The organism is Zunongwangia atlantica 22II14-10F7, from assembly GCF_002094855.1.
GTDB lineage: Bacteria > Bacteroidota > Bacteroidia > Flavobacteriales > Flavobacteriaceae > Zunongwangia > Zunongwangia atlantica.
This window is the reverse complement of record NZ_ARYN01000008.1, coordinates 202,406-223,954: the sequence shown is the minus strand read 5'-3', so window position 1 is coordinate 223,954 and position 21,549 is coordinate 202,406. Positions and strand designations below refer to the sequence as shown.

Annotated in this window: 21 protein-coding genes and 1 riboswitch; of the genes, 15 read left to right on the top strand and 6 right to left on the bottom strand. The window is 35.3% G+C overall.

From position 1 onward, the window contains the following. Positions 1 to 65: 65 nt before the first annotated feature. From IIF7_RS10580 to IIF7_RS10555, 6 genes are all read left to right on the top strand, one after another. Positions 66 to 662 (top strand): hypothetical protein, encoded by a 597-nt coding sequence (locus IIF7_RS10580; RefSeq protein ID WP_084841653.1) that lies wholly within the window; start codon positions 66 to 68, stop codon positions 660 to 662. Positions 663 to 840: 178 nt separating this feature from the next. Next, positions 841 to 2,709, top strand: coding sequence for a mucoidy inhibitor MuiA family protein (locus tag IIF7_RS10575; protein WP_084841673.1), 1,869 nt, complete (start codon positions 841 to 843; stop codon positions 2,707 to 2,709). A 34-nt stretch (positions 2,710 to 2,743) separates the two neighbouring features. Then, positions 2,744 to 3,718, top strand: a complete 975-nt coding sequence (locus tag IIF7_RS10570; RefSeq protein WP_084841652.1) for a hypothetical protein — start codon at positions 2,744 to 2,746, stop codon at positions 3,716 to 3,718. A gap of 32 nt (positions 3,719 to 3,750) precedes the next feature. Beyond that, a complete protein-coding gene (locus tag IIF7_RS10565; protein WP_084841651.1) occupies positions 3,751 to 4,521 on the top strand; it encodes an RDD family protein in 771 nt (256 codons plus the stop codon). A 3-nt stretch (positions 4,522 to 4,524) separates the two neighbouring features. Next, positions 4,525 to 5,109 (top strand): GrpB family protein, encoded by a 585-nt coding sequence (locus tag IIF7_RS10560; protein ID WP_084841650.1) that lies wholly within the window; start codon positions 4,525 to 4,527, stop codon positions 5,107 to 5,109. Positions 5,110 to 5,199: 90 nt separating this feature from the next. Further along, the gene (locus IIF7_RS10555; RefSeq protein WP_084841649.1) at positions 5,200 to 6,609 is read left to right on the top strand and encodes an amidohydrolase family protein; all 1,410 of its coding nucleotides are present in this window, start codon (positions 5,200 to 5,202) and stop codon (positions 6,607 to 6,609) included. A gap of 99 nt (positions 6,610 to 6,708) precedes the next feature. On the opposite strand, the gene IIF7_RS10550 is transcribed toward IIF7_RS10555, so the two are convergent. Genes IIF7_RS10550 through IIF7_RS10535 form a run of 4 tightly spaced genes read right to left on the bottom strand, consistent with a single transcriptional unit; the run spans position 6,709 to position 8,837 of the window. Then, positions 6,709 to 7,335: a DUF4252 domain-containing protein gene (locus tag IIF7_RS10550; protein WP_084841648.1), complete on the bottom strand. Its 627-nt coding sequence runs from the start codon at positions 7,333 to 7,335 to the stop codon at positions 6,709 to 6,711. Positions 7,336 to 7,337: 2 nt separating this feature from the next. Beyond that, on the bottom strand, positions 7,338 to 7,871 hold the full coding sequence (locus IIF7_RS10545; RefSeq protein ID WP_084841647.1) for a DUF4252 domain-containing protein: 534 nt from the start codon (positions 7,869 to 7,871) through the stop codon (positions 7,338 to 7,340). A gap of 8 nt (positions 7,872 to 7,879) precedes the next feature. After that, positions 7,880 to 8,341: a hypothetical protein gene (locus IIF7_RS10540; RefSeq protein ID WP_084841646.1), complete on the bottom strand. Its 462-nt coding sequence runs from the start codon at positions 8,339 to 8,341 to the stop codon at positions 7,880 to 7,882. After that, on the bottom strand, positions 8,328 to 8,837 hold the full coding sequence (locus IIF7_RS10535) for an RNA polymerase sigma factor (RefSeq protein WP_084841645.1): 510 nt from the start codon (positions 8,835 to 8,837) through the stop codon (positions 8,328 to 8,330). Before IIF7_RS10535 ends, IIF7_RS10540 begins: the two co-directional genes overlap by 14 nt. A gap of 142 nt (positions 8,838 to 8,979) precedes the next feature. Here IIF7_RS10535 and IIF7_RS10530 point away from each other — a divergent pair, with 142 nt between their 5' ends. Beyond that, entirely contained in the window at positions 8,980 to 10,437 is a 1,458-nt protein-coding gene (locus tag IIF7_RS10530) for a S41 family peptidase (protein ID WP_245801615.1), read from the top strand. 267 nt (positions 10,438 to 10,704) lie between these two features. Here IIF7_RS10530 and IIF7_RS10525 read toward each other — a convergent pair whose 3' ends face one another. Both IIF7_RS10525 and IIF7_RS10520 read right to left on the bottom strand, forming a co-directional pair. Next, positions 10,705 to 11,757 (bottom strand): YncE family protein, encoded by a 1,053-nt coding sequence (locus IIF7_RS10525; protein WP_084841643.1) that lies wholly within the window; start codon positions 11,755 to 11,757, stop codon positions 10,705 to 10,707. Between the two features lie 10 nt (positions 11,758 to 11,767). Next, positions 11,768 to 13,603, bottom strand: coding sequence for a TonB-dependent receptor plug domain-containing protein (locus IIF7_RS10520; RefSeq protein ID WP_084841642.1), 1,836 nt, complete (start codon positions 13,601 to 13,603; stop codon positions 11,768 to 11,770). A gap of 31 nt (positions 13,604 to 13,634) precedes the next feature. Further along, positions 13,635 to 13,855, bottom strand: a riboswitch (cobalamin riboswitch). Between the two features lie 69 nt (positions 13,856 to 13,924). Here IIF7_RS10520 and IIF7_RS10515 point away from each other — a divergent pair. The 8 genes from IIF7_RS10515 (at position 13,925) to IIF7_RS10480 (ending at position 21,496) form a co-directional block, all read left to right on the top strand. Then, positions 13,925 to 15,064, top strand: a complete 1,140-nt coding sequence (locus IIF7_RS10515; protein WP_084841641.1) for an ABC transporter substrate-binding protein — start codon at positions 13,925 to 13,927, stop codon at positions 15,062 to 15,064. Further along, positions 15,064 to 16,095, top strand: coding sequence for an iron ABC transporter permease (locus IIF7_RS10510; RefSeq protein WP_084841640.1), 1,032 nt, complete (start codon positions 15,064 to 15,066; stop codon positions 16,093 to 16,095). The genes IIF7_RS10515 and IIF7_RS10510 overlap by 1 nt, the downstream gene beginning before the upstream one ends. Next, complete coding sequence (locus IIF7_RS10505) at positions 16,096 to 16,896, top strand: ABC transporter ATP-binding protein (RefSeq protein WP_084841639.1); 801 nt, start codon at positions 16,096 to 16,098, stop codon at positions 16,894 to 16,896. It abuts the gene before it with no gap. A gap of 187 nt (positions 16,897 to 17,083) precedes the next feature. Next, on the top strand, positions 17,084 to 18,484 hold the full coding sequence (gene rmuC / locus IIF7_RS10500) for a DNA recombination protein RmuC (protein ID WP_084841638.1): 1,401 nt from the start codon (positions 17,084 to 17,086) through the stop codon (positions 18,482 to 18,484). 88 nt (positions 18,485 to 18,572) lie between these two features. Then, on the top strand, positions 18,573 to 19,619 hold the full coding sequence (locus IIF7_RS10495) for a serine hydrolase domain-containing protein (protein ID WP_317041872.1): 1,047 nt from the start codon (positions 18,573 to 18,575) through the stop codon (positions 19,617 to 19,619). Position 19,620: 1 nt separating this feature from the next. After that, a complete protein-coding gene (locus IIF7_RS10490) occupies positions 19,621 to 19,989 on the top strand; it encodes a 6-phosphogluconate dehydrogenase (protein WP_084841637.1) in 369 nt (122 codons plus the stop codon). Then, the gene (locus IIF7_RS10485) at positions 19,986 to 20,537 is read left to right on the top strand and encodes an acyl-CoA thioesterase (protein WP_084841636.1); all 552 of its coding nucleotides are present in this window, start codon (positions 19,986 to 19,988) and stop codon (positions 20,535 to 20,537) included. The genes IIF7_RS10490 and IIF7_RS10485 overlap by 4 nt, the downstream gene beginning before the upstream one ends. A gap of 2 nt (positions 20,538 to 20,539) precedes the next feature. Next, the gene (locus IIF7_RS10480) at positions 20,540 to 21,496 is read left to right on the top strand and encodes a bile acid:sodium symporter family protein (protein WP_084841635.1); all 957 of its coding nucleotides are present in this window, start codon (positions 20,540 to 20,542) and stop codon (positions 21,494 to 21,496) included. Positions 21,497 to 21,549: the final 53 nt, after the last annotated feature.

The following is a 21,549-nucleotide window of genomic DNA, read 5'->3' as shown; positions in this document are numbered from 1 at the left end:
TTTTTTCCGGCTTTTTTATTTAAAATTTGCTGAATTCAGTAAAATCCAATGACCTTTAAAATCAAATGAAAAAACTAATCTTTTTAATTCTTATTGTCACACTAGCCTGTAATACAGAAGAAAAAACTAAAATAACTGTAAAATCGAACAATAGCGTATGGAACGCATACCAAGGCTATCATTTCGAACGTGAGTTAATTATATGTGGTGTTGATTCTGTCGAAAATATCTATCTCGAAAATAAATTGAATGAAACCGATGAAATTCGCTCATCCCAAAACAATAATATCATTAAATATTATTATTCCAGTAGACCTAATGAAGCTGGTCTTCATAGAATTACAGGAATAATAGAATATAAAAACGAGAAATTAAAGTTCGAACAGCAAATAGGAGTATTTCCTAAACCCCAAACCATTGGCTTCAATATTAAAAACGCGAATCGGCTTAAAGTGGGCATTGAAAATGAAATAAAATTAATGGTATCAGTACCCTCTCAATACTTATCTTACAACGTTGATAACGGTAAATTGATTGAAAAAGATGACAAATTAATTGTTATTCCTAGGGAAATTGGGGAGCTGAAAATTAAAATAAATGCAGATCTACCATCAAATGAAAACATTGAATTTGGTGATGTGATTTTTGAGGTTGTTGAGTAAATTACTTCGGGACAAGCCCACGAGGCATTCACTAAAAACAATTTTTTAATTTCGAGGCAAGCCTCGGAGTATTATACCCGTTGGCGGTGCCAATAAATCCAACCGCTAAATTTCTTTTAGCCACAACAGTTAACATATGCTTATTTTGTTATCTTTAAAAGGTCTACAAAATTATATCATGAAAATCATCAATCTTTTAGTTATCGCCTTTTTAGCGCTGCCTCTTACTGCGCAAACAACCGAAAAAGAAATCAAAACTGAAGTCAGCGGTGTTACCGTATTTTTGGAAGGAGCCCAGGTTTCGCGAAAAAAGAATATTGCTGTAAATAGTGGAATATCGATATTAAAATTTACCAACTTATCCCCTTTTATCGATGCAAAAAGCGTTCAGGTTAAGGCTGAAGGAGATATCACGGTACTTTCAGTAAATCATCAGCAAAACTATTTAAATGAATTAAAAAAGTCTTCAGAATTAGAAAATCTTGAAAACAACATCACTCAAATCAATCAGAAATTAGAAATAGAAAACACCTATTTATCAATTATTCGCGAGCAAATTATATTTCTTCAGGAAAACAGAGATATTGGCGGGAAAAACGAGCAGGTTAATATTTCAAATTTAGAACAGGCGTCTAATTTCTACGGAAAAAAATTAACCGAGCTTAAGTTAAGCGAAGTAGAACGGGTTAGAAATGTTGAAAAATTAGTTGCAGAAAAGACCAAAATCGAAAATCAAATTAATAGTATTAGTAGTAAAAAAGATTTTCCGAATGGAGAAATACTGGTTAAAATTGAAGCAAAACAAAGCACCACTTTTCCTATAGAAATCACATATTTGGTGGGAAATGCCGGCTGGTTTCCTTCTTACGATATTAGAGCAAAAAATATTAAAGAACCTATTAACCTGGTTTACAAAGCCAATGTGAAGCAAGATACCAAGGTAGATTGGAAAAATGTAAAGCTTAAATTTTCATCAGCGAATCCAAATACATCTGGGCTGGCACCAAAATTAAGAACCTATTATTTAGGATATAATACGCTACCACCTTCTTACAATCTTACCAACAATTCGGTTACCGGAAAAGTTGTAGACGAAAATGGCGATCCATTACCGGGAGCAAATGTGATGATCGAAGGCTCTACCATTGGCACGGTAACAGATTTTGACGGCTATTATTCGATTACCATTCCTAATGAGGAAAGTAGATTAAGTTTTAGCTATGTTGGTTTTGAATCCCAAAAAGTACCTGCGAATAGAAGCCAAATTGATATCGTTCTAAAACCTGATTCTGCAGCATTAGATGAGGTCGTTGTTGTAGGATATGGAAGAAGTAATCGAAGTGTTAGTAGAACTCTCGCAGGAAAAGTTGCTGGTGTTTCCGTAAACTCCAAAAAGAAAAATGAGAGCATCCCGGTTCCCAGTGTTCAAAAGGAGAACCAAACTACCGTAGATTTCGAGATTGAGATGCCATATACTATAAATTCAGACAATAAAAGTTATGTGGTTGAAATGACCAATTACGAATTACCTGCGCAATACCAGTATTACGCCGTTCCTAAAATTCAAAAAGATGCGTTTTTAATCGCTAATATTAATAATTGGGAACAATATAATCTGTTGGAAGGCGAAGCCAATATTTTCTTTGAAGGCACTTATATAGGAAAATCTTTGATGGATGTACGATATATTACAGATACGCTAGAGGTTTCTTTAGGTATCGATAAAAAGGTTTCTGTAAATCGCCAAAAGCTTAAAGACTTTACCGAAAAACAATTTATTGGTAATAAAAAAGAAGAGATTCGAGAATGGGAAATTTCTATAAAAAACAATAAAAATGAAGCCATAAATATGATCGTACTCGATCAGGTTCCTGTGGCTACTTCAGAAGATATTTCAATAGATATTGAAAATATATCGAATGGAAAATTGAACGAAGAAAATGGTGAAGTAGAATGGGATTTTAGTCTAGAACCGACTCAGGAAATAAAATTCAATTTAAAATATTCTGCAAAATATGCTAAAAGTAGAAATCTAATTCTGGAATAATTTCGTATTATTATCAAACCTTAAAACCCTACAAATGCGCAAATTACTTTCGGTTTTATTCCTGGGATCCTTATTATCCTGTGGAAACCCTAATACTGAACCGAACCAGGAAATAGATTGGAAAGCTGGTGAAAACAAAGAATTATCGATAAACGTTCATGCCATAGAAATGCATAACAATAAAACGATAAAAGATAGTATTCTAAAACTAAAAGGAGCTATTGCTGTTAATGAAGAAAAAGATGATGCTTATTTTATCGATTTTAGTTTAGAAAACCCTTTACTTATTGTTGCTACAAATTTTCATGATGCGCAAGGAAATACTCTAAAACAACATTCGCAATTAAAAACACAGCTTCGTATTGATAAAAAAGAGCTTACTGCTGTATTAATTTCAGAAGAAAATTATTTCAACTCACTATCGGCCAGCAAAGAAGCTATTTTAAATCTACTGAAAGAAGAAGCTCCCGATAAACTTTCTGAAGCTACAACGGCCATAAATAATATTGAAGCCGAAATGATTAGCACAAAAATGATCGAGCAAATTCCCAATATGCTTTTAAAAACTTATACTATAAAATATTTGGTTAGTGATACGATCACAATGGCTGATAGTACTGCGAACCCCTTTAATTTAAAGCAATTTGATAATGCGGTTAAAAAAAATTATGTTGAAAATCGTACAAAAGAAGCCTTAACGATTGTTTCTGAAACTCAATATGATTTGGATGCTTACAAAAAGAAAATCGAAAATTTAAAGGATACAATGGTTCCTGAAGTAAACGAAAATACAAGTGAAACCGAACTTATCGAAATTTCTAAACTTTTGGACACCTACCTTTCTAACCTCGTAATGTCTAACCGTCTGGACGCTTCAGATAAAATAACAATTACCAAAACAAAAGAAAGCAACTGGCCAAAACATATAAAGCAATCCAGTATGATTAGCCTGAAAAATTCTGAGTTAAACTCTAAAGGAATTATAGAAATTAGCATCGATATTGAATAAAAACGGGCTATTTTCGTGGCAAAATTAGCCACATGTTTCCCTCTTCATCAAACTTAAGATTAGCGAGTAGAAAACGTCGATTCGCAGCATTTGTAATCGATCATTTTCTATTTACAGTTATTTTGGTTTCCTTTATTTTTTTGGTGATCGGTACAGATTTTACTAACCAAGAAGACACCGCGAAATCAGTAATTTCAATACTTGCAAGTGCTTCTGTAGGAATATTAATTTATCTCTTTAAAGATTGTATAAAAGGAAACAGCCCGGGCAAATGGATGTTGGGTATTGCGGTTAGAGATGAGCACGATCCGCATCACATTCCGGCGTATTATAAATTATTCTTACGGAATGTTTTTCTATTAATCTGGCCGTTAGAAGCGATCATCCTTGCAAGCAGTAACGAGAAAAAACGACTTGGCGACAAAGCGGCAAACGCCATTGTAGTTCAGCAAAATAAAAAGCCCAAATTGCTGCCAATAATATCGATTATCGTCGTTACTTTTATTTCATTCTTTACATTTATTATTTTCTTTATCGCAGGAGCTTTAAAAAACTCTGATTCTTATAAAATTTCTATTGCTGAAATTGAACAAAATAAAGCTATTATTGAAGAAACCGGCGGAATTGTAGAATATGGAATGTTCCTCAGCGGAAGTATTTCTACCAGAAATGGCGAAGGCGAAGCCGACTTAAAAATTAGCGTAAAAGGAAAGCTTAAAGATGTAAAAGTTCGTGTAAATCTTACGAAATCGGCTGAAGAAAACTGGAAAGTTGTTAATATTGAATATCATCCTGAAAATTAAGATATGAAAAATTCTATTTACGAATTTACGCGAGAAGATTGGAATACGCTGTACCCTATTCATCTGGAAGATCATAATCCAGAATGGAAAACTATTTTCGAAAAAGAAAAGGAGCTAATTTTATCGAATATCGACTCAACATATTTTGAAAAAATAGAGCATTTTGGCAGTTCGTCTATTCCCGGGATAAAATCCAAGCCTTATATCGATATTTTTATCATTATTCCTGAAGCCTATTTATTTGATAAAGAACTGATAAAAGCTTTTGAAAATTTAGGCTATTTTCATTTTGAAGTTCCCGCCCGCGAAGATATTGAAGCTTACAGTTCTTTTGGCAAAGGCTATCGTGTAGACGGAAAAAAGGAGCAGATTTTCCATATACATATGTGTCCGTCGTCCAATATTGTGTGCGAGCAATTGGGTTTTAGGGATTATTTAATCGCTAATCCAGAGAAAGCTAGAGCCTATGAAAATTTAAAGATCGAACTTGCCAATAAATTCAAAAACGATCGCGGCGCTTATGTTTTAGGTAAAACCGAATTTACCAAAGAGATCATTAAACTTTGGAAAGCATCTAAAACCAGTTAATTCAGTTTAATTTGATTTTTGTTACTTTAGAAGGCGAAGGCATTTCAAAACTTTCATCCAAAATCTATTGTGTAACATTAATTTATTCGCTTGAAAAAACTCCTTCTATTATTGCCAATATTGGCCATTTTAAGCTGCAAAAATTCTGAAGAAAAATCTGCCGAGAATTCAGATTTCGATCTTGCCATAACAAACATCCAAATTGTCGATCTGGAGAAAGGCGATATTCTACAAAATAAGACTGTTTTTATAAAAGACGATCTTATTTCAGCAATAAAAGATTCCGAAGAAAATACCTCAGCAAAAAAAGTTATCGACGGAAAAGGCAAATTTCTATTACCCGGATTTTGGGATAATCATGTTCATTTTAGAGGCGGTGATTCGCTAATTTCAGCAAATAAAAATTTCCTTGGTCTATTTTTAGCCAACGGGGTAACCACGGTTAGAGAATGTGGTGGCGATATGACCCGTTCTATTTTAGAATGGCAGCAAAATATTGCTAATAATCAACTTGCCGGACCTACAATTTATACTTCTGGACCAAAATTAGACGGAGAAAACGCACGTTGGGAAGGTTCTTTAGAAATTGCTTCTGAAGATGATATTGCTCCTGCTCTGGATTCTTTACAGAAACTAGAAACCGATTTTGTAAAATTATACGATAGTAAATTTACAGGCGAATTATACTTAAAAACGATCGAAGCTACTGAAGATCGCGGAATGATAAGTAGCGGCCACATGCCTTTTAGCGTGACTTTAGACGAAACTACCGCAGCAGGAATGGATGGTATCGAGCATCTTTATTATGTTTTAAAAGCTTGCTCTGCGGAAGAAGAAAGTATCACCCAGGATGTGATTGATGGGAAAACCAGTTTTTGGGAATCTTTAGACCGAGTAATGCAAACCTATGCTGAAGAAACCGCTGAGAAAACCTTTACTACCTTAAAATCTCGTGAAGTTTACGTAATCCCCACCCTGCATATTAATCATACGCTTAGCTATCTTGATGAAGAACCCCATGAGAATGACGAATATTTGGATTATATGGGCAGCGGAATCACAAAAACTTATGAAGGCCGAATTAGAAGTGCACTCAATGCGAGCGAGGAATTTGTTAAGACTAGAAAACAATTAGATTCAGCTTTTGTGAGTTTAGCTAAAAAGCTTCAGGAAAATGAAGTTTCGCTTTTAGCAGGATCAGATTGTGGAGCTTTCAATTCTTATATTTATCCAGGAATTTCGTTACACCAGGAACTACAGGCTATGGTTGACGCAGGTCTTAGCCCCCTGCAGGCTTTACAGACTTCAGCAATAAATGGTGCAAAATTTCTAAAGAAAGAAAACACCGGTGCTATCAAAGAAAATTACAAAGCAGATCTGGTAATTTTAAATGCCAATCCTTTAAAAAATATCGAAGAAACGCAGAATATTAATTCAGTTATTAAAAACGGAAAGGTATTTCAGCAGCAAGATTTAGAGGGCTTAAAAACGGGACTTTAAAATCAATTGCAAAAATTTACAATCTTAACTATAGAGAAAACAAAAAAGGGAATGCCGTGGCATTCCCTTTTGCTTCAACTAAATTAAATTGACGACAAATTAATTTGCTGTCGATACGGTATCTACTTCGACATCTACAGAGATACCAGATTTTACTTTTGTAGAATCTGTTGTTACTTTAATGTTTTTAGAGTCTCCACCCATCATATCGGCGAAACCTTTTAAACCTTCAACATTAATATCATCGGCATCTAGAGATTTCACAAGCTCCATGATCTTTTGTGGATTCATATCCTTTCCTAATATCCTTGCAACTCCCATTCCGCGTTCATTATCGTATCCAAAGGCTACGATCTCGTCTATCGCATCTTCTTCTCCGGTAAAGTAAAGCGCTCCTTTTCTTTCGTTGCTTCCGTATTTCATTAGCAATTGATACTTTTCATTACTAAAAATCTCTTCCAATTCGGCTTTTTCAGCATCAAAAGTTTCGTTTTCTTCATTTAAAGGATAGGCAAGTACATTAATCTTACGAACGCTTTCTAAAGTTGCACGCTGATCCTCGTCTAAATTATCGGCCTTTGCAAAAAGACTGGTAGGAATATCTAAAGAAATAAACTTACTGTCTTCCTGGTTCTCTACATAATACTTCTGTAATGTTTTCTCGTTATTACACGCTAACATTAATAGACTTATGGCTATAAAACTGATGGTTTTGATGATTTTCATGTTTATTGGTTTTTAGTTTTTGCGTTTTTTAATTGATCTGCTCCCGGCACATTAAGATCTGAAGTTAACTTGGATAACTGTGTAAGATCGATCTGCCCTGTAATTCTTAAGATTACAGAGATTGGCTCGCCTCCTTCATCACCGTCCATAAACATTAAAAGCTCTTTTACAATATCATCGTTTTTACCATCTGATTTTGAGTAAAATTTGATGTTTTTTCCAGAATCTTTAATTCTCATTAATTCGTCTAAAGAGCCTTTATTTAAATAAGCCTCAAAATCTTTAGACATCTGCCCTCTTATAGAAGAAGAATTTGTTTTATACAATCTTATCTCACTAAGATTCTCGATCATTTCCATGTATTTTTTAGCTTCAGGATCTCCTTCGCTAAGATCTACTTTAGATAACATTTTAAACATCTTGCTGGTCATTACCATCGCATCGACGTCTTTCATGTTTTCATACTTGGCAAAATCCTGTGATTGTGCCAAAAACGGAGCCATAAAAAGGGCTACAATTACTACTATTCGTTTCATACTGTTCGTTATTTGTTGTTGATTATTTTTTCTGTGGGGTTACTAAACTCTTTTAAGTACTTTAAATCTTCTTTACCTTCGTTCATTAATTTTGAAATCATCTGAAGGGTTTGCTTGGTTTGCTGATACGCCATTTCTTCTTCGGTTAACTGCCCTAAATTTTCTGAATTTAAAGTGCTATCCTGATTTTTAAAGAAGAAAATACTAAAGATTAAAGCGATCATTGCTGCGGCATACATCCAGGATTGCGGCTTTAGCCTGCTTTTGCGTTTTTCCGGCTTCAATTGTGGGGTAACATCTGTGGTTTCCTTTCTACTAAAAGCTGAAAAACTAAACATTAGCTGATAAGCTTTATGTTGCTGTGCAACCTGCCCGCTATCAAAATACTCCTGTAGTTCCTGCTCTTCAGCAAGACTAGTTTCCGCAGCATCATACTTTTTTAAAAGTATGTCTATTCTATCCAATTCCATAGCTGTGTTGTTTAATAAGACTTTCTTTTATTTTTTTTCTTGCACGGGAGAGCGCTACTCTCACCGCCGTATTTTTCATATTCATGATCTTACAAATCTCCTCGAACTCATATTGCTCTACATCTCTTAGCTGAAAGATGGCCTGCTGCTGCTCGGGTAGTGTTTTTAAAATTTCGTTTATCCACTGCATTTCGTCTTTCAGTTCAAGTTGTCGTTGCCCAGAGATTTCATTGTTGTCATAATTAGTATGTACTATCCTAAGATTATTGTTTTGCTTAAGCTTTAATTGATCGTAACAATAATTTTTGGTAACCGTCATTGCAAACGCTTCTACGTTGGCATAATCATTGATTTTATCCTGTTGGTTCCAAAGTTTTATAATTACATCCTGGGTTGCATCCTGGGCTGCTTCTTTAGATGTAAGCAATCTTAGAGCCAAACGATAAATCTTATCCTTAAAAGGGTTGATAATATTTAAGAATGTTTGTTCTTTCATTTTTGATTGATGGTTGTTATTTTACTACCCTTTCATAATTACGACGGACGACTATTTATTTTGTTACAAAACTTTTTTAATTTATTTAGTTTGTCGCTATTTTAGCTTTTTTTAACAATAACTTTAAATGAAACGCATGAAAATGAAAAGATTATTACTATTCACATTACTGTGTGGTAGTTTAATGACGTCCTGTTCTGAAGATATGGACGATGTGGTAGATGATGGCGTATTAGATGATCCTGAAAATGTCGAAATTGAAGACTTCATTTATCGCGGAATGGACGAGATCTATCTTTACAAACCTGATATACCAGAATTAGCCGATGATTATTTCGCTAATGATGACGAATATTACGAATACCTGGTAGCATGGGATAGTCCGGCAGATTTGTTTTATTCTGGCCTGGTAGCATCTCAGGATCGCTTTAGCTATATTACAGATGATTATATCGAATTAGAAAATAGTTTTAGCGGAATTTCACAAACCACAGGTGTAGATTATAGATTGTATCGTTTTTCTAATTCTAATGATGTTTTTGGCGTTGTAAGATATATTGTTCCTGGCAGTAATGCTGAAGGAACTGCTATCGAAAGAGGTGATCTTTTTACTGAAGTTAACGGAGAATCCTTAACAGTAAGTAATTATGCTTCATTATTATCCAGCCCATCTGTAACTTTTACATTAGCTGAAATTAATGATAACATGGTTTCTAATACCGGTGAAGAAGTAACTATAGCAACGAGCGAAGTGACTGAAAATCCTGTACTTATTCAGGAAGTTCTTGAAGTAGAAGGTTTAAAAATTGGATACTTGATGTACAATAGCTTTGTGGCCGATTTCGACCAACAATTAAACAATGCTTTTGCCTATTTTGATTCGGAAAATATTGACCATCTTGTACTCGATTTAAGATACAATGGTGGTGGTCGTGTAAGTTCTGCAACGGCTTTAGCCAGTATGATCACCGGTTCTTATACTGGTGAGATCTTTGCAAAGCAACAATGGAACGAAGATTATCAAAATTATTTCTTAGCTACAGATCCAGATCGTTTGTTCAATTACTTTACAGATGAACTTCAGGGAGGTACTGCTTTAAATCAGTTAAACCTTACAGATCTTTATGTTATTGGTACTTCTAGTACTGCTTCAGCAAGTGAACTTGTGATCAATGGATTAAAACCATATATCGATGTGTATTTAATAGGAAATACTACAACTGGTAAATCTCAGGCATCTGTAACCTTGTATGACAGTTCTAATTTTGGTAGAACAAATGCAAACCCTAATCATACTTATGCTATTCAGCCATTGGTTTACGAATCTGTAAATGCAGATGATATTGTAGTGCCTTACGATGGAATTGATCCAGATGTTGAAATAGAAGAATCGCTTTCTAATTTGGGGGTTTTAGGCGATGCGTCTGAACCTATGCTTGCGGCAGCGATTAATGCAATTACAGGAAACACTGCTGCTGTACAGGCTATGACTCGCCAAAGAGAATTTAACTATCAGGAATTTGAAGAGCGTGCTTCTTTACAGCCTAATTATAAAAGAATGTATATTGATGAGTTACCGAGTTTAAGATTAGACCAATAAAATTTTAAACTTGATATAAAAAACAAAAGCCCCGGTTTTCCGGGGCTTTTTCATAGGTGATAGAATCTTATTTTAGCTTTCGCTAATTTCGATTCTATTTTAAAACGAAAACTTTTTACTCTAATTTTCTTTAGAATATTAAAGTTTTCTAAAGATTGGGTACAAAAAAAGAATCTTCACATTCTAAGGGCAAGCTTCCAGTTAAGTATATCTTTTGAAACTACTGCACATCAATAACATAAACTTACAGAAGCTAGCCACAAAGAATTAATCATTAAAATAAAAGCTGTTAGGACCAATACCTACATTAAATTCAGCTACAAAATCTCCAGCTGTTGTATAAATTTCTATAGTCCCTGCAGATGCAAAATCACCTCCATCTGAAGTATAGATATAACCATCTTCTACTGCAAAACCATACATTGCTCCGTAAGCAGAAGAACTTTCATAAGAAAATAAAGCTTCAGTTGGCAATTCTAATTCAGTTTCAGAAACAGCATAAACAGATGTTCCAGAAGTAAAATAAATAACTCCGTCTTCTATTTGAAGATTAGAAGCTCCCTGCATTTCTTCAGGAAGATCTAGCGCCCAAATTTCTTCACCGCTAGTAATATCTATTTGTTGAATTTGAGTTGAAGAAAGGGCATACAAAAGGTTATCATCTACTTCAAAAGAGTTTAATCCATCATTTGTATCAATAGAAACTGTAAAGGTATTTGTTGAAGGATCAAAAACTTTTACTGAATTTCCAGCACCAAAGTAGGTTCCTTCAAAATAGATTAATCCATCTTCTTCTTTTACTTCTTCAATATTAAATCCTGCTACAACAGTGCTTTCTACTTCTAAAGTTTCCAGGTCAATAATAGCTACAAAATCATCTTCAGCATTATCAAATTCAGCATAATTAGAAACATAAGCTTTTCCATTATAAGCGACTCCGTAATAAGGAACATTTAAACCACTATCAACAACACCTTCATATTCAAAAGTTTCACGATCTACAACGGTAATTAAATTAGACCCGTTAGAAATAATATAAGCATGATCTTCATCAAAGAAGATAGACTGTAGATAACCACCAAGTCCCATATCGGGATTTACAGTTTCAAAAATGTTATTTTCTACATTCGTAAATTCTGAATCTAAAAATGAAACAGTTCCCTCAGTTTGCGATCCTTCATTTAAGATAATTACGCCTTCCTCATACGCTTGTTCTTCATTTTCTTCTGGAACTTCAACGAAACCATCGTCGTCACTGCTACAGGAATTCAGTAAAAAAGTGCCAAAAAGGCCAAGAGCAAATAATTTGCTAATCTTCATAGTTAACTAGTTAAAAATTAATGTTTAGGTATAAATTATAATTGATTCCCGGCATCCACCGGTCTTCTACATTCTGATATTCGTTATTTAAAAGGTTATTTATTTTTGCGCCTAACTGCCAGTTTCTTTGCTTATCGATAGCATATGAAAGTCCGACATTGGTTAAAAAATATCCCGAAAGTTCCTCACTATGATCGGTACGTGTGTAAACCTTTCCGTTATATAAAAACTGAACCGATGGCGTAAATCGATAGATCTGGTAATTGATATTTCCGTTAATCTTTTGGAAAGGCGTATAAATTAACTGGCGATGAGTTTCGGCATTTTCAGAAATCGTGTAAGCATAATTCAAATTAACGTTCAAGATTTGATCTTTGGCCAGCTTTTTCTGCCAGTTTAGGTAAGATTCGATTCCGTAGATCTCTACTTTATCTTCGTTAACAGGACGCCAAATTCCGCCTTCTCCCGGCAACCAGCGAATCATATCTTCTACCTGATTGTAAAAAAAGGTAAGCCCAAATTCGATATTTTTTATGCTGAAAATATTACCAATTTCTGCCTGATCTGAAGTTTCCGGATTTAAATCTGGATTCCCTGAAGATGCCCAATAAAGATCGTTATATGTTGGTATTCTGAAATTTCTTGATCCGTTGAATTTTAAGCTGTAAAAATCGCTAAACTCATAACTGGCACCAAAAGAATATAAAAGTGGACTATCATAATTGTCTGTCGCCTCCTTTCGCAAACCTATTTCAGATTGAAATTTTTCTGAGAAATAGTATTTAGCTAATATCGCTGCTGAAAATATATTACGATCATTTTTAGCAATGCTACTACCTTCGCCTTCTGTATAGGTATTCTGAATTACGGCATTAATTAAAAGATCTTCTGAAGCTTCGTAGGCTAAATCGTATTTTGCAATATAACTTTGGGCATTTCCGAAGCTAAAACTATCATTTTCGATATTCGCGAAATATTGATATTCCTCTCGAATAAAAGCCAATCTTGCCACCTGGGTGAAATTAGAAAATTCGCTATTCCACTCCAGCAAGTTTCGATAAGAACGATCATTATATTTGGTTCGATTTTCGGAAGGGCGAATTAGTGAAAAATGCCGTTCTCCATCGTAAATTTCGCTGATCAGTTTTAGTGTATTTTTTGAATTAAATCGATATCCCAGCGTAACATTGGCTGAAGTATTATAAAAATCGCCATTCAGGTTCTCGCCACGATCATCTGGATACTCATAATCATTGTCACTGCTATTTCTGGAAATCGATAAATTTAAGCTCCAATTTTTTCGGGCGGTTTTAAAATTGTAGCGAGCATCAAGCGTATTAAAACTTCCGTAGCGCAATAAAAGATGATGTTCCTGCCGTTTTTTGAAAGATAAAGTATTGTTTAAATGCACGCTTCCACCAATGGCTCCAGTGCCGTAAACCACGCTTCCACCACCACCGCGAACCGCAATCTGGTTATAAGCACCACTATTTATGGTGTTAAAATCAATCTGACCGTTAAACTGGGAATTGATGTTGATCCCGTTCCAGATAACCGCAGTTTGCGAAGCTGAAGTCCCTCTAAACGATGGCGATGAAACCATGCCGAGACCATTTTCTTTAAAATATATTGGTGTGTTAAAATTTAAAACTTCGGTTAAAAGTGGTTGATTTTGGGTAAGTAAGGAGTCAGAAAGCACAGCAACATGCTGCCCTGTAGAGAATTTCTGTAGCTTCGTATCACTAAGCATTACGGTATCTAAAACCGTAATTTCTCGTGATTGAGAATAGATTTTAGACGAAAAAAGCCCAAAGGCTACCAGTATAAAAAGTAGTTGTTTCTTCATGCGCCAGCGACTTTTATCCCGAAAGTCAATCCGTTTTTAATAATCTCTGGCAGGTCTCCTGGCTAGCGTCTTGCAATTTACCTTCCCATCTAAAAAGACAGTGGTTTGAAGTTTTTTACAAGCATTCCTAAAACAGAACAAAGCTTACAGTTGCGGGAACAGCTCAGGTTTTAACTAAAATTCGATGTTTTTTTTAGCGTTTCCTGATTCCCTTTTAATCGGCATAGCCGAACCAAAATTTCGATGCGAATTTAATCATTTCCCAAACGAAAGCATCTAAATTTCTAAATAATATTACTTTTGAAGTCAAAATTCATTCTTGTGAAAAAAATCGGAATCCTTTTTATTTTTCTTTTAAGCCTTTCCTGTAAAGATTCAGAAAAGTCTGAAAAATCTACTAAAAACCTGCAGGGACAGGAAATTGAAATCTCTTATGCCAACGGATTTTCGATCACAGAATTTGATGATTACAGGATTATCGAAGTAAATTCTCCCTGGCCAGAAGCCGAAAAAAGCTTCCGCTATTTACTGGCTAAAAAAGAGGCAGAAATTCCTGCAAATTTAGAATTTGATCAAAAAGTTACGATTCCTGTGCAAAAAATTGTGGTGACTTCAACAACGCATATTCCGGCTTTAGAAGCGCTAAATGAAACCGAATCTTTAAAAGGTTTTCCCGGCCTGGATTATATTTCTTCCGAAGAAACTAGAAATTTTATCAATTCCGGAGCAATAAAAGAGGTTGGAAAGAACGAAAGCCTAAATACTGAAGTCTTAATCGACCTTCAACCAGATGTTGTAATAGGTTTCGCTATTAACGCTGATAACAAAAGCTTTAGCACGATTCAAAAAACAGGAATTCCTGTAATTTATAATGGAGAGTGGACCGAATCTTCAGCACTTGGAAAAGCCGAATGGATCAAATTCTTTGGCGCACTTTACGACAAATCTGAAGCTGCAGATTCGATATTCGATACTATTGAAAGCAATTATAATTCGGCTAAAAAACTGGCTGAGACTATCGAAAATAAGCCCAGCGTTCTTAGTGGATCTATGTTTAAAGATCAATGGTACGTGCCTTATGGAAATAGCTGGCAGGCGCAAATGATCGAAGATGCGAATGCAAACTACCTTTGGGCAGATACCGAAGGTTCCGGAAGTCTTTCTTTGTCTTTCGAATCGGTTTTAGATAAAGCTCAAAATGCCGATTTTTGGATTAGCGCCGGGCAGTTTACATCTTATTCTGGGATGTTAGAGCAATCGCAGCATTATTCGCAGTTTAAAGCTGTTCAAGATAAAAAAGTATATTCGGTAAGTATGAGCAAAGGCGAGACCGGCGGTGTGATCTTTTACGAACTTGGGCCCAATCGCCCAGATCTCATTCTAAAAGATTTAATCTCGATATTTCATCCGCAGCTTTTAGAAAATTACGAACCTACATTTTTTAAAGCGCTTAACAATTAATGCAACATACCGGGAAATACGTATCAATATTAGTGATTTTGGGGCTCTTTTTAGTTGCGCTAATTTTACTGAATATCAGTTTAGGATCGGTAAATATTCCCGTAAAAGATATTTTTTCCTCAATTTTTAATACTGAAGTTTCCAAAGAAACCTATCGCTACATTGTTTTAGATTATCGATTACCAAAGGCTTTTACTGCTATAATCGCCGGATCTGGACTTGCAATTAGCGGATTATTGATGCAAACCATGTTTAGAAATCCGCTTGCCGGGCCTTATGTTTTGGGCTTAAGCAGCGGTGCTAGTTTGGGCGTTGCGATCGTAATTATGGGCGCAACCTTGATTGGCGGAAGCTTTGTAGCTTTGGCGCTTTCTAAATGGACTTTGGTTATTGCATCAAGTTTGGGAAGTTTAATGGTACTTTTTGCGGTTGTATTAGCCTCTGTTCGATTACGCGATACGATGGCGATCTTGATTGTGGGATTGATGTTTGCTAGTTTAACTGGTGCTGTGGTGAGTATTCTCAGCTACTTTAGTCCGGCGGCACAATTACAACAATATATTTTCTGGTCTTTTGGGAGTCTTGGTGATCTTTCGTGGGCAGAAGTTGGTATCCTTGCTATATTCTGTTTTTTAGGAATTAGTTTGGCAATTTTCTGTATCAAAAATTTAAACAGCCTATTGCTTGGCGAAGAATATGCACGCAGCCTGGGAGTTAATATTAGCCAAAACCGAATGCTAATTATTATCGCTACCAGTTTACTGGCAGGAAGTATTACCGCATTTTGTGGCCCAATTGCTTTTATAGGCTTAGCAGTCCCACATTTAATTCGGCAGATCTTACCCATAAACAATCATCTTATTTTATTGCCGGCAGTAATTCTAGGCGGTGCCATTTTAATGCTTATTTGCGATATCGTAGCGCAATTACCGGGAATGGAATTTACATTGCCAATCAACGCTATAACTTCGCTTATAGGTGCTCCGGTGGTGATTTGGTTACTCATTAGAAAACAAAAATTCCTGTTTTAGATGAAATCAAATGCTGAAAATATCACCCTAAAAACATCGAATCTTGAGATAGGTTATCAGGATAAAAAAGGAGTTAAATCTATTGCTGAAAAGATTGATCTTGAAGTACACAAATCTGAATTGATTGCGGTAATCGGCGTAAACGGAATCGGAAAATCGACGCTATTACGAACAATTTCAGGAATCCAGCAAGCACTTTCTGGAGCTGTTGAAATTGAAGGTAAAAATCTGAATGCACTTAACGATCTGCAGCGGGCTTCACAAATTGGCTTGGTGCTTACCAATCAGCCAATATCAAAGAATCTAAGTGTTTTTGAATTGATCGCTTTAGGACGCCAACCCTATACCAACTGGCTGGGAAAACTCTCTAAAATAGATATTGAAAAGATCGAAAATGCCATTAAATTAACCTCTATTGAATCTTTAAAAGATCGAAAATGTTACGAGCTTAGCGATGGCCAATTGCAACGCGTTTTAATTGCCAGGGCGATTGCTCAGGACACGCCAATCATCATCTTAGATGAGCCAACTACGCACCTTGATATGTATCACAAAGCTTACGTGGTAAAGTTGCTTAAAAAGCTCGCCAAACAGACCAATAAAACGATCATTTTTGCTTCTCACGAAATCAATTTAGCGATACAGATTTGTGATAAGATCATCTTAATGCACCCTAAAAAAACACAAATCGACACTCCTGAAAATCTAATTTCATCTGGAGCATTTCAGGATTTATTTCCAAAAGATCTGATTCATTTTGATGAAATTTCAGGAGCTTTTCGAATCAAAAATGAAGATTAAAAATCGCTAAAAAAGTAGTCCTTTTTTTATCGAAAATCAACATTAAATAAATTTATTTTTGAGCTATTTTTTTCAGAAAACAAAGCCCAAAAATACTGCTTCATTTCAATTAAAATCTAGCTTAATTTTTATCGATTTTAGGTCTTAAAAAACTTATCATTATATTTGAAACAAACCCACTTATTACATGGATCAAATTTTGCCATTTTTAGTTGTTTTTATCGTTGCTTTAGCCTTAGGATTCGGTCTTGGGAAGCTAATTTCAGGATTAAAATCAAAAAACAAATCAGCTATTCAAGAAGAAAAAAATAATCAACTTTTACTTGAAATAGACAAACTTAAACAACTGGAAAATAAAAATTTAAACGAATACAAAACAAACCTAGAAAACACTAAAAATGACTTGCTAATAAAATTAGCAGAGGTAAAAACAGAGCGTGAAGACATCAGAAAGGAAAAAGATTTCTATAAGAACGAACTTACCCGAAAAAATGCCGATTACGAGCATCTTTTAGAACGCCAAACCGAGCAGAAAAAAGAGCTGGAAAAGCTTCAGGAAAAATTCAGTATTCAGTTTGAAAATCTGGCGAATAAAATCCTCGAAAATAAGTCGGAAAAATTCACCAATTTAAACAAGGAAAACATTCAGAATATCCTCTCTCCTCTTCAGGAAAAAATTCAACTTTTCGAAAAGAAAATCGAGGAAGGAAATAAAGAAAGTATCGACAGGCATGCGATGCTTCGGGAACAAATTATTGGCTTAAAAGATCTCAATTTACAAATGAGTAAAGAAGCGAATAATCTTACCAAAGCTTTAAAGGGCGATACCAAAATGCAGGGCAATTGGGGCGAGATGGTTTTGGAACGTGTTTTGGAAAAAAGTGGCCTGCAAAAAGATCGTGAATATAGCGTGCAACAATCTTTTACAACCGAGGATGGAAAACGTGTTTTACCCGATGTGATCATTAATCTTCCCGGCGACAAAAAAATGATTATCGATTCTAAAGTTTCTTTGAATGCATACGAGCGCTATGTGAACGAAACCGAAGAAGACGAAAAACCACTTCATCTTAAAAATCATCTTATCGCACTTCGAAATCGTATAAACGAACTCAGCCACAAAAATTATCATCAGCTATACGATGTAGAAAGTCCGGATTTTGTATTGCTTTTTATCCCAATAGAAGCTGCCTTTGCGGTAGCCTCGAATAATTATCCTAATTTGTACAGCGAAGCTTTCGATAAAAATATCATTTTGGTGACGCCAACGACGCTTTTGGCCGTTTTAAGAACCATCGATAGTATGTGGCAAAACGAAAAGCAAAAAGAAAACGCTATTGAAATTGCAACCCAGGCAGGAAAATTATACGATCAATTCACTAATCTTACTGAAGAACTTTTAAAAGTGGGCAAACAACTGGGCACGGTACAAAATAGTTATGATGGCGCTATGAAAAAGCTCACCGGAAAAGGTAATTTGATCTCTAGAGTAGAAAAACTGAAAAAACTTGGCGCTAAAGCCAGCAAACAGATCGATACGAATCTTGTAAAAAAATCTTCGAACGAACTTCCTAATCTTAATCCATGATAAAAGCATTTCGATTTTATATAATTCTGTCTCTAATTTTTATAAGCTCGCTACAAGCGCAGCAGGTTTATTTCCCGGCTTTTGGAGAATGGAAGGAAAAAAAGCCTCAAACTATGATTATGATTTTTCTGAAGCCATAAAATTTGCTGAAGAAAATGAATATTCTGAGTCAAGAGATCTTCGCCAGGCGATTTTAAAGGGATTTATGAGCGAACCCTATCATAAACTTTTAGGCCCGGTAAAAAGACGCGGTGGCCCCGCAGGAATCATTTTAAAGGACGGTTACCTGGTTTCGAAATGGGGAGATACCAAACGAGTGGATATGACCTTTAGCGTTACCAAAAGTTTTTTATCGACCACTGCCCTTTTGGCTATTGACAGCGCTTTAATTGCTCCTGAAGAACTGGTTAAAGATTATGTTTGGGATAATACTTTTGAAGGTGATCACAATGCAAAGATCAGCTGGAAAAATTTACTTCAGCAAAATTCAGATTGGTCTGGCGAATTATGGGGTTCTTACGATTGGGCAGATCGCCCGCCTAGAGATGGCAATATTGATAGCTGGCGCGCTAGAGAATTACACGAACCGGGAACTTATTTTAAATACAATGATGTTCGGGTTAATATTTTGGCCTATTCGCTTTTGAATGTTTTTAGACAACCTTTGCCAAAAATCCTAAAATCTAAAATAATGGATCCTATTGGTGCTTCTACAAGCTGGCGCTGGTATGGTTACGAGAATTCCTGGGTCACCATTGACGGACTAAAAATGCAATCTGTTAGCGGCGGCGGGCATTCTGGTGGCGGAATGTTTATTAATACTGAAGACATGGCAAGATTTGGATTGTTATTTATGAATAATGGAAACTGGAATGGGAAACAGCTAATTTCTGCTGAAGTAATAAAAGAAGCCATACAACCTTCTACAGCCAATCCAAATTATGGCTATATGTGGTGGTTAAACCCCGAAGAATCTCAAAAATGGGAAAAAATTGGCACTCATATTTTTTATGCTGCGGGATTTGGTGGTAATTTTATCGTTGTAGATCAAAAAGAAAATCTTGTTATTGTAACAAGATGGTTAGAACCTTCAAAAATCGAAGATTTCTTAAATCTAGTTTATAAGAATATTTAGAATGAAAAAAGTCCTTTACTACATTCTTGGTGGTATTTTCGTTTTATTTTTGCTGTATTTCGCCTTTGCTTATTTTGCAACGTACAGTGAAGGTACACGAACTGGTGAACTTATAAAATTCAGTAAAAAAGGCGTTGTTTTTAAAACCTGGGAAGGTGAAATTAGCCAGGGAATTAGCGGTGCCCAAATTTTTAGTTTTTCAGTATTAAAAGAAGATAAAGACGTTGTAAAAGCCTTACAGGAAAACGAAGGTAACTACGTTAAGTTATATTATGTAGAGCGCTACGCTACGTTTCTTTTTTGGGGTGACAGCAAATATTTTGTCACCAGCGTAGAAGAAGCAAAATCCCCACATTTTAGAGATAGATGACAGAACAAAAAAAATTTAAACGAGTAGAAGAATCACAGGTAACCATATCTGAACTTATGTTACCTAACAGATCAAACTTTAACGGAAAAATTCACGGTGGATACGTATTATCACTTTTAGACCAAATTGCCTTTGCTTGTGCTTCTAAACATTCAGCCACGTATTGCGTTACTGCAAGTGTAGATACTGTAGATTTTTTAGCACCAATAGAAATTGGCGAATTATTAACCATGAAGGCTTCTGTAAATTATGTTGGTAGAAGCTCGATGGTTATTGGTATTAGAGTAGAAACCGAAAATATACAGACTGGAGAAAAAAAACATTGTAATTCGTCTTATTTCACCATGGTGGCTAAAGATGATAACGGAAAATCTGTAGAAGTACCCGGTTTGATTTTGGATAACGATCACGATATTCGACGATTCACAAAAAGTATTAAAAGAATAAATTACAAGAAGAAGAGAGCAAATCAATTTGATGAAACCGATTTTGTTTCAGAAAATTATCTGCACATGTTAGAAGATTATAAAGTAATTATTGAACGCTAGTTGTGAAAATTAACGGTTTTATCATTTCGCTTTTTGGCGTTATTCTTTTGGCATACCTACTTCCGCAGGGAAATGATTTATTGCCTTTAAAGACTATCACCGATATTGGGATTGGCTTTATCTTTTTTTTCTACGGATTAAAACTTGCTCCCCAGGAGATCAAATTAGGGCTTTTAAACTACAAAGTTCACATTATTGTACAACTTACCACTTTCATAGTTTTTCCGCTCTTAGCACTCGCCTATTTACCTTTGTTCGACCAAGGTAAAGAATCTGAACTTTGGACAGCTATTTTCTTTCTGGCAACTTTGCCGTCTACCGTTAGTTCTTCTATTGTTATGGTGGCACTGGCAAAGGGAAATTTACCTACCGCTATCTTTAACGCTAGTTTATCTGGATTAATAGGAATTTTTGCCACACCAATCTGGCTAAGTTTAATTTTAGGTAAAAGTGCCGATTTTCAGTTTATGGACGTTCTTTTAAAATTAGGATGGCAAATTTTAGCTCCGCTTGTACTCGGACTTATTTTGCAGCGTTTTTTTGGGAATTGGGCCAGGAAAAATAGCAAGCAACTGGGTCTTTTTGATAAAGGAATTATTCTAATTATCGTTTATAGCAGTTTTAGCAATACGTTTACTTCAAATTTATTCGACACCATAGATTTAAGCGGATTCTTATTGCTAATATTGGGCGTTTTAGTACTGTTTTTTGTAGTGTATTACCTTACGGCATTAGTCAGTAACTTACTTAAACTCCCCATTGAAGATAAAATAACCGCTCAGTTTTGCGGTACAAAGAAATCCCTTGTACATGGCTCTGTTATGGTGAAGGTAATCTTCGGAAATTCGGCTAATACCGGTTTATTATTACTCCCAATCATGCTTTTTCACTCTTCACAGCTAATTTTGATTGCCTATTTTGCTGAAAAATATAGAAAAAGAGATCCTGAAATTGCTTAAACTTAATATCTAATAAACTACCTCAAGGCAAGCCTCAGGATATTTTAGCTTTT

Coding starts and splice junctions, on each gene's coding strand:
- IIF7_RS10580 (WP_084841653.1), top strand. CDS start 66: ATGAAAAAACTAATCTTTTTAATTCTTATTGTCACACTAGCCTGTAAT.
- IIF7_RS10575 (WP_084841673.1), top strand. CDS start 841: ATGAAAATCATCAATCTTTTAGTTATCGCCTTTTTAGCGCTGCCTCTT.
- IIF7_RS10570 (WP_084841652.1), top strand. CDS start 2,744: ATGCGCAAATTACTTTCGGTTTTATTCCTGGGATCCTTATTATCCTGT.
- IIF7_RS10565 (WP_084841651.1), top strand. CDS start 3,751: ATGTTTCCCTCTTCATCAAACTTAAGATTAGCGAGTAGAAAACGTCGA.
- IIF7_RS10560 (WP_084841650.1), top strand. CDS start 4,525: ATGAAAAATTCTATTTACGAATTTACGCGAGAAGATTGGAATACGCTG.
- IIF7_RS10550 (WP_084841648.1), bottom strand. CDS start 7,335: ATGAAAATCATCAAAACCATCAGTTTTATAGCCATAAGTCTATTAATG.
- IIF7_RS10545 (WP_084841647.1), bottom strand. CDS start 7,871: ATGAAACGAATAGTAGTAATTGTAGCCCTTTTTATGGCTCCGTTTTTG.
- IIF7_RS10540 (WP_084841646.1), bottom strand. CDS start 8,341: ATGGAATTGGATAGAATAGACATACTTTTAAAAAAGTATGATGCTGCG.
- IIF7_RS10535 (WP_084841645.1), bottom strand. CDS start 8,837: ATGAAAGAACAAACATTCTTAAATATTATCAACCCTTTTAAGGATAAG.
- IIF7_RS10530 (WP_245801615.1), top strand. CDS start 8,980: ATGAAAAGATTATTACTATTCACATTACTGTGTGGTAGTTTAATGACG.
- IIF7_RS10525 (WP_084841643.1), bottom strand. CDS start 11,757: ATGAAGATTAGCAAATTATTTGCTCTTGGCCTTTTTGGCACTTTTTTA.
- IIF7_RS10520 (WP_084841642.1), bottom strand. CDS start 13,603: ATGAAGAAACAACTACTTTTTATACTGGTAGCCTTTGGGCTTTTTTCG.
- IIF7_RS10510 (WP_084841640.1), top strand. CDS start 15,064: ATGCAACATACCGGGAAATACGTATCAATATTAGTGATTTTGGGGCTC.
- IIF7_RS10505 (WP_084841639.1), top strand. CDS start 16,096: ATGAAATCAAATGCTGAAAATATCACCCTAAAAACATCGAATCTTGAG.
- rmuC (WP_084841638.1), top strand. CDS start 17,084: ATGGATCAAATTTTGCCATTTTTAGTTGTTTTTATCGTTGCTTTAGCC.
- IIF7_RS10495 (WP_317041872.1), top strand. CDS start 18,573: ATGGAAGGAAAAAAAGCCTCAAACTATGATTATGATTTTTCTGAAGCC.
- IIF7_RS10490 (WP_084841637.1), top strand. CDS start 19,621: ATGAAAAAAGTCCTTTACTACATTCTTGGTGGTATTTTCGTTTTATTT.
- IIF7_RS10485 (WP_084841636.1), top strand. CDS start 19,986: ATGACAGAACAAAAAAAATTTAAACGAGTAGAAGAATCACAGGTAACC.